Source organism: Moorella sp. E306M, assembly GCF_006538385.1.
Lineage (GTDB): Bacteria > Bacillota > DSM-521 > Neomoorellales > Neomoorellaceae > Neomoorella.
The window spans coordinates 1439059-1452164 of the sequence record NZ_BJKO01000001.1 but is presented as its reverse complement, the minus strand read 5'-3'; the positions used below and the strand labels follow the sequence as shown (position 1 = coordinate 1452164).

The window sequence follows — 13106 nt, the reverse complement described above, 5'->3', positions numbered from 1 at the left end:
CTTTTCCATCTCACCTCCTTAGTATCGTATTTATCCCCCTACCTGTCTTCTCACGTGGCAATACTCGTCTTTTTTTGCTCTATTTTTACCTCCTTCCCCTGTCTTCTTTTACTAATAAAGTAGTTTAATAACAATACAGCAATTAGCAGAACCCCCATAGTAACGTCGACTATAAACCTATTAATACCAATTAAATTCAACCCGCTGGAGAGCACCTGGACTATACCTGCTGCCACAACCGTTCCCACGACCTTGCCATAGCCCCCAGCGATATCGGTCCCACCCAGGACCACAATGGCCACGCTCTGTAATAAATATGATGAACCATAATCCACCTTGGCGGAATTATAGCGGGAGGTCATAATGATGGCGGCCATGGCAGCCATCACTGCTGCATAGAGATAAACAAGCATTACCACCTTTTTGGTATTAATGCCTGAAAAATAGGTAGCCACTGAGTTACAGCCAAACATATAAACGCTTCTCCCCCAGGCCGTCCGCTCCAGTAGAATCCCGGTCAAGACAGCAAAGACGATAAATATTAAAATTGGAACGGGAATAAATCCCAAATAGCCATTGCCAATCCACTGGTACTGTTCCGGGAACCCTGATATGGCGCCGCCTTTGGTCAGCCAGACACTCAGCCCTTCAAAAAGCGTCATAGTTCCAAGGGTGACAAGGATAGGCGAAACACCAACATATGATACGAGGAAGCCGTTTACAAAGCCGCAGATTAAGGCGGTGATCAGGGTTGCCAGCAGGGCCCTCACGATTAAAAATAGAACTGCTGTTCCCTCAACCCCGGCACTATAGCCGGAAGACAGGACCAGGGCTCCAACTATTCCCGATAGGGCGGCAGTAAAGGTAATCGAAAGATCTATTCCGCCCGTAATAATAACCACCATCATGCCCAGGGCTATCAGGCCTAATTCGGGCATCTGGGTCGCCATGGACTGGAGGTTTCCCAGGCTCAAAAACTTTGAGGGAGAGATTACTGACATTAACAGAAAGAGGCCCGCAAAAACATACAGGAGTATCATTTCTTTGCTAGTTTTCGACAAAGTTTCCACCCTCTTTAATATTCTACATCCACTCTAGGCAGGCTCTTTTCCATCCGTTTCCTCTGGATTACATCAAAGCTGACGGCCAAGATGATGATCAGGCCAACGATAATCTTTTGCCAGAAGGTAGGGATATGGGTCAGGATAAGGCCGTTATTAAGAACGGCCATAAATAAGACGCCAAGGACTGTGCCAATGATAGAACCGTTGCCACCCGCAAGGCTGGCCCCTCCGACCACCACTGCCGCGACTACCTGTAATTCAAATCCTAAAAAGGCATTGGGATCGACCTGACGCATAATAGATGTATGGACAACTGCCGCCACGCCGGCCAGGAAGCCCATATAGGCATATACAAATATCAAAGTGCGTTCTATATTAATACCCACTCGTTTGGCCGAGACAGGATTACCCCCCACGGCATATACCGCCCTGCCAATCAGGGTATATTTTAATAACGCCCAGGTCAGCAAAACCATTATCAGGAAAATTATTATCTGAATAGGGATTCCCACCATATTGCCGCTGGCATCAGGAAACTTAAAAAAGGTGATTTTACCGAAATCTATAAACCAAGAGGGAATATCATTAATCCAGGTACCGTTGGTGTAATAAAGCATAAGACCATTTATAATGCTCATTGAGCCCAGGGTAACTACAATGGCGGGAATATTAGCCCGGGCAATTAAAGTACCATTTATTATTCCAATGATAACCCCGCCTGCAACAGCAACTAAAAAAGTCAGCAGCAGGTTGCCGCCAAAAGTCACCATAAATTTGCCGATCAAAACCGTTAGCACAGCCACCACCGCGCCGACGGATAAATCAATGCCCCCTGTAATAATGACCAGCGTCATTCCCAAAGCCATAATGCCCAGGACAGCATTGTTTTTTAACAAATCAATTAAGTTATCCGGACGCAGGAAAACATTGCTGCGAGCACTTATCAAAACTGATAAAACTACCAGCATTATAAAAATCCATAGTTCCTTTGATTTGGTACGTTGTTTCATTTTTTACACCTTCTCCTTGATCGCCAAAGACAGGTTTAAGCCGTTACCCGACCCGGCATTCCCATAAAAGCCCTGTTCATAATTTTTTCCTGGGTGGCTTCCTCGATATCAAACTCACCCACCAGCCGGCCGCGGCGCATTACCAGAATACGATCACTTACTGCTAAAATTTCAGGTAGTTCCGAAGAAATCATAAGGATACCCATCCCCTGTGATGCCAGCTGGCGCAGGAGTTTATGAATTTCTGCTTTAGCACCAACATCTATACCATTTGTTGGTTCGTCAATAATTAAGATTTTAGGACGTGTTGCCAGCCATTTGGCCAGTACTACCTTTTGTTGATTGCCACCTGAAAGCTGCATCGCCAGCATATTGGGTAGCCGGGGCCTTACGTCCAGAGCCTCCATATACTCTCCTACAAGTTCTCTCTCTTGGCCGGTATTCAAAAGGCCAAATTTGCCCCGCATTTTTTTGAGCATGGCCAGGGAAATATTATTGGCTACTGATTGCCTTAATACCAGTCCTTCACGCTGCCTGCCTTCAGGAATATAAGCAATACCCAGACGCATGGCTTCTTCCGGAGAGCGTATATTAACCTTAATGCCTTCTAAGAAAATTTCGCCGCTATCGGGAATATTAAGTCCAAATAAGGCCTGGGCGACTTCGGTCCGCCCCGCGCCTACCAGCCCGGTAAGTCCCAATATTTCTCCTTTGTGCAAGGTAAAAGAAATGTCTTTAAAATTACCCTTCTTGGTTAACGACCTTACTTCTAACAGGACCGATCCCGTTTCGTTTCTGGATTGCTTGATAAATTCTATCTTTCGTCCCACCATTAATGAAATGAGTTTTTCTTCATCCAGTTCTTCTTTAAGATAAGTACCAATATATTTACCATCACGCAAAACAGTAAAGCGTTCGGCAATAGTAAATAATTCCTGTAATCTATGGCTAACGAAAAGAATGGCGATTCCCTTCTCTTTTAAAGTACCGATGATTTTAAATAAGTTCTCAACCTCACCGCGAGATAGGGAAGAGGTGGGCTCATCCATAATAATAAATCTCGCTTTAAAGGCAAGGGCACGGGCTATAGCTACAAGTTGCTGTTTGGCTACAGGTAATCTTTCTAATTGTAGATTAAGGTCCAATTCAACCCCTAGCTCAGCCAGGGCATTTGTAGCTGTTTCTTTAATCTCGGACCAGTTAACAAAGCGCTTGCCCTGGCCGATTTCCTTGCCAAAACTTATATTTTCCGCCACCGTAAGGTTGGGAAAAAGACTGAAATCCTGGTAAATAACAGCTATACCTTGCTGATTGGCATCAATGGGCTGCCGGATGTTCGCCGGATGCCCGTCGATTAAAATTTCCGCTCCCGGATCGGGTTGCTCCACACCAGCCAATATCTTTATCAGGGTTGATTTGCCGGCACCATTTTCACCCACCAGGGCATGAACTTCACCCGGCAATATTTCCAATTGAACTGAGTTCAGGGCTCGAACACCCGGAAAAGTTTTGCTTATATTTCTCATTTGCAGAAAAGGCTTTCGACTCATATAAAATTCCGTCCTTCCCCGATCGGCCAGGATACTCTGGTTATTTTTTATAGCCCTTTATGTGGTTAACAACTTGTCTGCTAATCGCTCTCCTGATGAGTCGCTCGCCCCTCCGGCCACAATCACTTCCACCCCGGCCTGGCGAAATTTTTCTAATTCCTCCTCAGGAGTTCTCATATCAGTAATCAATTTGTGTACAGCCGTTACTGGCGCCACCGTGGCCAGGGCCGCCGTGCCAAATTTATCATGATCTGCCAGAAGAATTATCTCCTTGGCTCCCCGCAGCAACTCCGCTTTCACCCTGGCCTGCACCTCCGTGGATTCAGTAATGCCTTCCTCCAGGGTTACCCCCTTGCAAGAAATGAACGCCTTCTTAATATTGTAATTGGCCAAGGCGCTTTCAACCAGAGGTCCGACAAAGGACAACGTCCGCGAATGCAAGGTGCCGCCGGTGCAGATGACCGTTATATCGGGATTGCCCATGAGGGCCATAACAACTTTCAGGGCATGGGTAATTATCACCAGGTCCTTTTTATCTTTAAGATAATGAACAAACTGCAGAGCGGTGGTGCTGGCGTCAACGGCGATAACATCACCGGGCTGGACCAGTTCAGCCGCCCTCCTGCCTATCAGCTGCTTTTCGTAGCGATTGCGCATATTGCGGATATGGAAGGCGGTTTCTTCCTGGTTAGAGGCTATTTTTACGGCGCCCCCGTGGGTACGCTTCAAATAGCCTTCGTTTTCCAGGCGTTCCAAATCGCGGCGGATGGTTTCTTCCGTGACTTGAAAAATACTGCTGAGTTCGGTAACTTTGACGATACCCTGGTCATCCAAATGCCTGATAATTTCTCGCCGCCGGTCTTCAGCCCGCAAGCCCTCAACCCTCCCTTCCGAAAACAAATATCGTTATCTTTGATTTGCTTAATTAATTCGCCATATACCCAGAAATTCCTTCTGGTTGCGCAAATTTTTTTGTTTAAAATTTGGGTTTACAAATTTGTATCCTGTGTTTTCCCAAAAAATAATTCTATCGCCATACTTGCTTCACAATACTAAGGTGAAAATCATGGCTATTAATAATAATCAAGCAAATATTTCCCTCTTGACAGGACTGAAATAAGCATGTAATATACTGACCTGTGGGCCATTAGCTCAGACGGTAGAGCACCTGACTTTTAATCAGGGTGTCGGTGGTTCGAGTCCACCATGGCTCACCAGATATATGGCCCGTTGGTCAAGAGGTTAAGACACGAGCCTTTCACGCTCGTAACGGGGGTTCGATTCCCCCACGGGTCACCAAACCAGGAGCCGTAGTGTAGCGGTCTAACATGCCGGCCTGTCACGCCGGAGATCGCGGGTTCAATTCCCGTCGGCTCCGCCAGGAAAGAATGAAGCCCCGGGAAGGGGCTTTTTTGCTACGTATAGCATGGTATAATAAATGTAGAGGTATAAGCAGTTTTTAGGGTATGATGAGACTGTAATAATTTTCGAGAATGCACCGACGGGGTTTGCAGGCAATGCGGGAAGGTGTTTTCTATGGTACAAATTAGCTGGTTCTATGGCATCAAGATTTCAATGTTTTATGACGAACATTTACCGCCTCATTTTCATGTGGAATATGGGGATTACCATGCTATTGTCGATATTCAAAAGGCGGTTATTATTAAAGGCCATCTGCCCAAAAAACAGGCGAGTTTGGTCATAGCCTGGACCCTACTGCACCAGGATGAGTTAATGGATAACTGGCATAACGCTTATCATAAAAAAGAGCTCTTTAAAATCGATCCCCTCAGATAGGAGCGTGATAAATATGATACCACCGGCGTTGATCCAGGTATATGCAGATAAAGAAAGGGATTACGCCATTATCTGCCAGTTCGTGGACGGCAAAGTGACCCGTTACGATATGAAAAAACTTTTATACGGAGTTTTTGAACCCTTAAGAGATAAAGAGGTTTTTAAAAACACTTTAACGATCCTGGATAATACGGCGGCATGGGATTTAGCAGGAAAAAGGGATGAAACAAACTGCCTGACCATTGATCCCTGGACATTATATAATGCCGAAGATATAACCGGCGATATGATTCATTAGACCCACCTGGATGTCCCTGGTGGGTCTAATGCATATTATCCCGCTAAAGAAGGTCCGGGCGGCAGTTCTCCTATTCCTTTTGCAGTTCTCGCTCGACAAAACGCAGGTGCTGGCATATGGCCCTCCGGGCGGCACGGGGGTTGTGGGCTTTGATGGCTTCGTAAATGCCTTTGTGCTGCTCAAAGAGAAGTTCCTGGTTGCCAGGGGTGTTATAGAGGCGCTGGCGGCTGGTACGCAGGGCCTGGCGCATGGTGTCGGAAACCGTATGCATGAGCCTGGCCAGGACGGAATTGCGGGCCGCTTCGGCTATGGCCAGGTGAAAGCGCAGGTCGGCTTCTTCCCCCAGGGTGCCCTTCTGCAGGTCGCGCTCCATCTCCTTTAAAATCTCGGCCATTTTTTCTAAATCTTGCGGCCCGGCGCGGCGGGCCGCGAGATACGCGGCCTCGCCTTCCAGGGCCTGGCGCGCCTCCAGAAGTTCCATGGCTACCTGGCGGTCCAGAAGCAGGGCCATTGCCAGGGGTTCTACAATGGCCCCGTGACGGATATTCTGGACAAAGGTGCCCTCCCCCGGCCGGATGTCGATAACCCCCATGGCCGCCAGGGCGCTCAGGGCTTCCCGCACGGAGGCGCGGCTGACACCCAGGCGCTCGGACAGTTCCCGCTCCGGAGGCAGGCGGTCCCCGGGTTTCAGGTTGCCCTCACCAATAAGGTCCTTGATCTGCCGAACAATTTCTTCATATATTTTTTTAGGGCGGATAGGCCTCAGGTCCACCTCTGTCCTCACAATATCACCACAGCCCTTTTTACGGTTTTTCAATCTTCTTTCGCAAGTATCTCGGCCGTATGCTTTACTTGAACAGCGCTACCCATCTGGTCCAGGCCGCCGCGGAGCTGGAGGACGCATCCCGGGCAGTCCACCGCCACCAATTCCGCCCCGCTCGCCGCAATATTTTTTAGCTTGCGCGCCAGGATTGGCCTGCTGATTTCCGGGTATTTGATGCTGTAGGAGCCGCCAAAGCCGCAGCAGCGGTCGCTTTCCTGCATCTCAACCAGTTCTACCTCTGGCCGGCCTTTTAACACCTCCCGCGCCACCCGGTCCAGGCCCAGGTGCCGCTTGAAGTGGCAGGAATCGTGGTAGGTGACTTTAAGGGCCCGCCCGCTTTCTTTAAGCGGCTGGCCGGAAGGTCCCTGGCGATCCCGTGTCAGTTCATGGACGAGTTCGGTAAAATCCTTGACCTTTGCAGCTAGAATCCGGGCCCGCGCTTCCCAGGCCGGGTCTCCGGCCAGGAGCTCGGGGAAGTCCTTTTTCAGGGCCACGGCGCAGGTGGGACAGGCGGTAACGATAACCCCGGCACTGGCGCCTTCCAGGGCGGCGATATTCTGTTTAGCCAGTTTAACTGCCGTCTCCCGGTCGCCGGCGTAAGCTGCTGGGGCGCCGCAGCAGGCCTGCTCCTGGGGGAACACTACCTGCACCCCTTCCCGCCCCAGCACCTTATAAACGGCCTCACCGATCTCCGGGTAGACGAAGTCAATGACGCAGCCGCTGTAAAAGGCAGCTCGCAGGCGGGGCCGGCTCAAGGGCCGTTCCAGAACCTTCACCCGGTCACGCAGGGGCACCCGGGCAATGGCCGGCAGGCTGCGCCCTTCCGTGAGACTGCTGAAGAAGAGGGGCAGGTGCCGGATGAGGGGCCGGCCATGGGTCACCGGGCCCTGAAGACGAGCAGCGGTCCGCAGCAGGGTGTGCATGAGCTTCGGCCTAGCCACCACCCCGTGGAGGGCAATGCGGTACCCGCTGGAGAGGCCCTGCTTCGTGACGACCCGCTCCCGCAGCTTCAACACCAGATCGGGGATATTAATCTTTGCCGGGCAGACCTCGGCGCAACGCCGGCAGCCGATGCACAGGCTCTGGGGGTCGGCGGCGTCTTCCAGGGAGTTAAAGAAGGCCGTCAGGATGCTGCCGATGCCACCGCTGTAAATATAGCCGTAGACCTGGCCGCTGACCAGCTGGAAGACAGGGCAGACGTTGGTGCAGGAGGCACAGCGGATGCACTGCAGGGCTTCCTTGAAGACCGGGTCGGCGGCCATCCGGGTACGGCCGTTGTCCAGGAGAACGACGTGCAGCTCCTTAATCCCCTCACCTTCGCCCTGCCAGGCCGGGACCGGACCGGTAATCATGGTCACATAGCTGGTAATGGGCTGGGCCGTACCGCTGCGGGGCAGGGCCTCAAGGATAGGAACGATATCTTTGAGCTCCGGCACCAGCTTCTCGTAGCCGACAATGGCCACGTGGACCGGCGGTACAGTCGTAGCCAGGCGGGCGTTGCCCTCATTGGTGCAGATGACAATGGTCCCCGTTTCAGCCACAGCAATGTTGGCGCCGCTGATGCCCATGCCGGCGGTAAGAAACTTTTTCCTCAGCTCCCGGCGGGCGATGCGGACCAGGTTTTTAATATCCGGTTCCACCGGTTCACCCAGGTAACGGCTGAAGACCCGGGCCACCTCTTCTTTGGGCAGGTGAATGGCCGGCATGACCATGTGGGAAGGCCTTTCTCCCGGCATGAGCTGCAGTATCCACTCGGCCAGGTCGGTCTCATGGGGGTTGATGCCCCGCTCCTGAAGGAATTCGTTCAGGTGGATCTCTTCCGAAGCAAAGGACTTGGATTTGACGATATCGGTAACGCCGTGTTCTCTAGCCACCTGGTAGATATATTCCCTGGCGGCCGCGGCGTCCTTAGCGCGGAATACCTTGCCGCCACGGGCCTCCACCGCCCGGGTGAACCGGTCGGCCAGTTCCTCGTAACGTCCGGCGGCATCGGCCTTGATAGCGGCAATCCTCTGCCTTAAGGATTCAAAATCCCGGCCGGCATAGACCTGTTCCCGGGAAACGATGTAAGAGTCGGCAAAACGCCCCAGCGCCCCGCGCAGGCTGGCATTGTTCAATGCCTGACGTATACGCTCCCTGAATTCTTTACCGGCCATGGCGGCCACCTCCGTTATTCCTCACCAGGATAATCAGCAGCCTTTCCGGGCCGTGAACGCCAATGGTCAGGCTGCGTTCAATGTCGGCCGTACGGCTGGGACCCGTGACCAGGGTGAAATACCCCGGCCAGTTCCCCCGCTCCAAATAGGCGTCGATTACCTCGGTCAAACCGGCCCGGATTCGCTCCGCCCGCAGCAAAGCCACGCAGGTCAGGGGCAGCATGGTCGCCAGGCGTGTTTTCAGGTCAGTGGCGTCCATGGCCAGGGTTCCCGTCTCGGCAATGCCATAATCAAACTCAACAATACCAGTATCGGCCTGGCGGGCAAAATCGGCGCCTTCCTTCTCAATGCCGAAGCCGGCTGCTGCCAGGGCCGCCTCCAGCCCCGCTTCCCTGCACATAGAAGACTCTACCAGGGCTACCCTGTTCCCAAAGGGCTGTAAAGCCTCGACCAATTTCGGCCCGATCCCCCCCTCGCCTTCCACGGGTATGACCTGCGCCCCCATGACCTCAGCCTGGCGGGTAAAGAAAGCAATTAAATCATCTTGGTTCAAGAATAAACCCTCCCCGTGATTAGATATTCTTTATCCCACCTCTCGCCTCTCACTTCTCACTTCACTCCTGGCATAGGCCTGCTCCAGGAGCTGGACGACGTGGAGGACCCGCGGCGAAAACCCCGCCTGGGCCAGGCCGTCTTCCAGCTGCATACGGCAGGCCGGGCAGCCGGTAACCACCGTATCAGCCCCGGTGGCCTTAATGGCCGCCACCTTGTGGGCCTGGACCTGCATGGATATGTTGTAGTTGGTCAGGCTGAAGGAACCGGCGCCGCCGCAGCAGCGGCCGGCATTTTTCATTTCCTGGAACTCCAGGCCGGGAATGGAGCGCAAAACCTGCCGCGGTTCATTGCTAATACCCTGGCCGCGCACCAGGTGACAGGGATCATGGTAGGTCACCTTGAGGGGCAGGCCGGCGGCCGGCCGGCGGTAATCAATCTCCAGCAGCAGTTCGTTGATATCCCGGGCCCTGGCGGCCGTGACCCGGGCCGCCGCTCCCTGGAAGCTGTTCGCAAGAAGCTGCGGGTAAAAATGCTTCCAGGCCTCGCCGCAGGTGGCGCAGGCCACCACCAGGTAGTCAAAGTTGTAACGCTGGAAAATCTGCAGGTTGGAAGCGGCCATTTCCCTGACCGTCGGGACGTCGCCGTGTACCAGGACCGGGATACCACAGCAGTGCTGGTCCCGGGGGATTATAACCTCGATATCATTGACCAGCAGGACGTTGACCACCGCCCGGCCGATGTCGGTATAGATATAATTTTCCAGGCAACCGGTGAAAAAGGCCGCCCGGGCCCGGGGTTTTACCGGGCGGATTACCTCGGGGAACTCTTCTTTCAGAGTCCTTTTAGCCAGGGGCGGCAGTACCCGCCGCAGTTCCAGCCCGATGGGGAAGCGGGGGTGACAGCGCTGGATTTCCGGCCGGTAACGCAGGGCCAGGGGCTGGAGACTGCGGCCGGTTTTGAGGGCCGTGTCAAAGAGCCAAGGACGCTTCAAGCCCTGGAAGATTATTTTTTTTACCCAGGGCAGGCCTTTTTCCCGCACCATGGCCGCCCGGGCAGCCAGGACTACCTTATCGACCCGGACACCGCTGGGGCAATTGGCGACGCAGGCCATGCAGGTGAGACAAAAAAGCAGCTTTTCCGCCAGGATGTTGGTGGCCGGGATCTCGCCCTTCAGGTAGGCATAGGCCAGCTGGATCTTACCCCGGGCTACCGCCGTTTCCTCCAGGGTTTCTTTATATAGCGGGCAGACCGCCTGGCAGTTGCCGCACTTCATGCATCTAGCCATTTCCTCTTCTACCAGAGCTAAATCATCGAAAAGACTCACGGCAGTTCGCTCCTTTGCCGGCAAGGGGCCTACCAGCTTTCTCTGAATTAACGCCTCCACAGAGGCACGGCCTGCTTGCGCCGCCGGATAACCGCTTCAATGATCAGACAATTTTGTCCGGCCTGACCACCTGGTGGTTCTATTATAACATTTTTTTACGGCAATTCAATAATTATTTCGCAGAATAGCCCCCGCTATTTCACGAGGACTTAATGGACTGCAGCGCTCATTAAAAAAGCCCCGGCCGGCGGGGCTTTTATCATCTCCTACAGCCTATTTGCCCGGCGTATAAACTTCCCGCCGACCGGCACGGCGGTTGCTGGCAGTAACAATAACCGCTAAGATGGCAATAACGATCAGTGTTCCGGCAAGGATCCATAACCCGTCGGACAGGCTGACCATGGCGGTGTTAACAACCGGCTGAGCCAGGTCGCCGTGGGCCGGGATCATCCATGTAAAGAAATAGGCCTGAAGGGTTGTTATGACGCTGATAAAAACTGTCATCAAGATGCTGGGTACGATAGCGAAACGGAAGAGCTCACCCTCCTGACCCACCTGACCGGTAGCCGCCGTGGCAACAGCGATGCTCTGAGGGGAGATCATTTTTCCAGTGACACCGCCGGAGGAGTTGGCAGCTACCGTCAGCACCGGATCGACGCCGATATTTTGGGCGGTAATATACTGCAATTTACCGAAAAGGGCATTGGCGGACGTATCGCTACCCGTAATGAAGACACCCAGCCAACCCAGAAAGGGTGCTACAAAAGGAAAAGCCTTGCCGGTAACTGTCAGGGCCTGTCCCAGAGTGGTACTCATCCCGGAATAGTTTGCTGTATAAGCAAAGCCCAGAACTAAAAATATCGTAAGGACAGCATAGCGCAGATCATGTAAAGTCTCGCCGAAGAGGCGCAGCCAGTCGCTAAAGCGCATATCTAGAATCAGCATCGATATGAAAGCAGCAATCAGGATCCCTGTACCCGGGGCAGCAAGCCAGTTAAAGGTAAAGATAGCGTTCATGGGTTCGGAAGTACCGACCTTGATAATGGCCTGATGCAGGCCAGGTATGGCGAATTTGATAGTAACCAGATCTAGTACAGCCTTTACCGGACCGATACCCCAGTCAGCTACCATCAACGTGAGGATGATAAAAGGCGTCCACGCCTTCAGAATAGTGCCGGGCGCATGGTGGGATCGGGGCCCCTTTGAGGCAGTCTCGTTGGGGAAACGCCAGATATGTCCGGGTTGCCAGACGCGCAGAAACAATATCAGGCAGATTAGAGAAAAGAGAGCGGAGATAATATCGGGCAGCATGGGACTTAAATAGTTGGAGGAAAACCACTGACTGACGGCAAAAGAACCGCCGCTTACAAGACAAGCCGGCCACGTCTCTTTGACACCTTTCCAGCCCGACATGATTGCCACCAGCCAGAAAGGCAACAGGACAGAGAGGAAAGGCAACTGGCGGCCGATCATTTTGCTAAGGAGCATGGAATCAATCCCTGCCACCTGGCCGAGGGTGAGCACAGGAACGCCAATAGCACCGAAGGCCACCGGCGCCGTGTTGGCCAGCAGGCAAATACTGGCGGCATAAACGGGGTTGAAGCCCAGGCCTGCCAGCATAGCAGCGGTAATGGCCACCGGAGCGCCAAAACCAGCCGAACCTTCAAGGAAAGCACCAAAGGAAAAAGCAATCAGCAATGCCTGCAGGCGCCGGTCTTCAGTAATACCGGCAATAGAATCCTTGATAATTTCAAACTGCCCCGTTTTTACAGTTATCTGGTACAAAAAGACGGCGGCCACTACAATCCAGCCAATGGGAAACAGACCGTACAGTCCACCGTTAACAAAAGAAAGAATGGCCAGGTCGGCCGGCATGCGGTAGCCGAAAACAGCGACAGCAATAGCCGCCACCACCGTCAGAAAAGCGGCAATATGTCCTTTCATTTTTCGAACGGCCAGGGCATAAAAAAGGAAAATAATGGGGATAGCAGCCAGCAAGGCTGATACAGCAAGATTGTTGGCCGGATCATAGACTTGGGTCCAGGGCATTATTTCAGCGCCTCCTTGCCATCATTAAATTCCGAATATACTGTTATGACATTCAGGCGATCAGACCAGTTACTTGCTAAGCGCGAATACCCCCCTTCCCTAATTAAAATCCCAGGCCAGAGCAAGGCTCACGCTGCCTGTCCTGCTTCATCGCGGCGGCGTTCCCCTCTCCGGCATGGCTGTCAGGCAATTTTTATGTTAAACCATTTTTGCGGCAATTTCAATACCTGATATATTTAATGCATGCCATCCTTTTCACAAACATCTATTACCCTTAATTAAAAAAGATCCGTTAATTTTTTCATTCAATCTGGTTTCGCCATGTAAAAACCTTCTCCGGGTTGCCTAAAGCAAAATCGAGTAGGAGGGGGCGGCTAGCCCCCGTCCCCTCACACCACCGGACATGCGGGTCCGCATCCGGCGGTTCACCAAGCTTGACGAAGACTGAGATAGCGTTCGGTTAAGCTCATGAGGCCCTGG

11 protein-coding genes and 3 tRNA genes are annotated in these 13106 nt (G+C 52.6%); 5 read left to right on the top strand and 9 right to left on the bottom strand.

Going from position 1 to position 13106, the window contains the following annotated elements; genetic code table 11:
• Nucleotides 1-50: 50 nt before the first annotated feature.
• From FLZ89_RS07705 to FLZ89_RS07690, 4 genes are all read right to left on the bottom strand, one after another.
• Nucleotides 51-950: an ABC transporter permease gene (locus tag FLZ89_RS07705; protein WP_256369503.1), complete on the bottom strand. Its 900-nt coding sequence runs from the start codon at nt 948-950 to the stop codon at nt 51-53.
• 125 nt (nt 951-1075) lie between these two features.
• Nucleotides 1076-2074, bottom strand: coding sequence for an ABC transporter permease (locus FLZ89_RS07700; protein ID WP_141263187.1), 999 nt, complete (start codon nt 2072-2074; stop codon nt 1076-1078).
• Nucleotides 2075-2109: 35 nt separating this feature from the next.
• Nucleotides 2110-3624: a sugar ABC transporter ATP-binding protein gene (locus FLZ89_RS07695; RefSeq protein ID WP_141263189.1), complete on the bottom strand. Its 1515-nt coding sequence runs from the start codon at nt 3622-3624 to the stop codon at nt 2110-2112.
• 57 nt (nt 3625-3681) lie between these two features.
• A complete protein-coding gene (locus tag FLZ89_RS07690; RefSeq protein WP_172613500.1) occupies nt 3682-4497 on the bottom strand; it encodes a DeoR/GlpR family DNA-binding transcription regulator in 816 nt (271 codons plus the stop codon).
• Nucleotides 4498-4765: 268 nt separating this feature from the next.
• Between FLZ89_RS07690 and FLZ89_RS07685 the strand changes: the two genes are divergently transcribed.
• From FLZ89_RS07685 to FLZ89_RS07665, 5 genes are all read left to right on the top strand, one after another.
• Nucleotides 4766-4841 (top strand) — tRNA-Lys (locus tag FLZ89_RS07685).
• Between the two features lie 7 nt (nt 4842-4848).
• A tRNA-Glu gene (locus FLZ89_RS07680) sits at nt 4849-4923 on the top strand.
• A 5-nt stretch (nt 4924-4928) separates the two neighbouring features.
• A tRNA-Asp gene (locus FLZ89_RS07675) sits at nt 4929-5005 on the top strand.
• A gap of 155 nt (nt 5006-5160) precedes the next feature.
• A complete protein-coding gene (locus tag FLZ89_RS07670) occupies nt 5161-5421 on the top strand; it encodes a DUF4160 domain-containing protein (protein ID WP_141263193.1) in 261 nt (86 codons plus the stop codon).
• A gap of 13 nt (nt 5422-5434) precedes the next feature.
• Complete coding sequence (locus tag FLZ89_RS07665; RefSeq protein WP_141263195.1) at nt 5435-5719, top strand: DUF2442 domain-containing protein; 285 nt, start codon at nt 5435-5437, stop codon at nt 5717-5719.
• A gap of 70 nt (nt 5720-5789) precedes the next feature.
• Here FLZ89_RS07665 and FLZ89_RS07660 read toward each other — a convergent pair whose 3' ends face one another.
• The 5 genes from FLZ89_RS07660 to FLZ89_RS07640 all read right to left on the bottom strand — a co-directional run bounded on the left by FLZ89_RS07660 (nt 5790) and on the right by FLZ89_RS07640 (nt 12626).
• Nucleotides 5790-6491, bottom strand: a complete 702-nt coding sequence (locus FLZ89_RS07660) for a FadR/GntR family transcriptional regulator (protein WP_141263197.1) — start codon at nt 6489-6491, stop codon at nt 5790-5792.
• Nucleotides 6492-6532: 41 nt separating this feature from the next.
• On the bottom strand, nt 6533-8698 hold the full coding sequence (gene ldhH / locus FLZ89_RS07655; protein WP_141304739.1) for an L-lactate dehydrogenase (quinone) large subunit LdhH: 2166 nt from the start codon (nt 8696-8698) through the stop codon (nt 6533-6535).
• Nucleotides 8688-9251: a LutC/YkgG family protein gene (locus FLZ89_RS07650; protein WP_141304738.1), complete on the bottom strand. Its 564-nt coding sequence runs from the start codon at nt 9249-9251 to the stop codon at nt 8688-8690. The genes ldhH and FLZ89_RS07650 overlap by 11 nt, the downstream gene beginning before the upstream one ends.
• Nucleotides 9252-9281: 30 nt before the next feature.
• Entirely contained in the window at nt 9282-10637 is a 1356-nt protein-coding gene (locus FLZ89_RS07645) for a (Fe-S)-binding protein (protein ID WP_253256432.1), read from the bottom strand.
• Between the two features lie 213 nt (nt 10638-10850).
• Nucleotides 10851-12626: an L-lactate permease gene (locus tag FLZ89_RS07640; protein WP_141263203.1), complete on the bottom strand. Its 1776-nt coding sequence runs from the start codon at nt 12624-12626 to the stop codon at nt 10851-10853.
• Between the last annotated feature and the right edge of the window lie 480 nt (nt 12627-13106).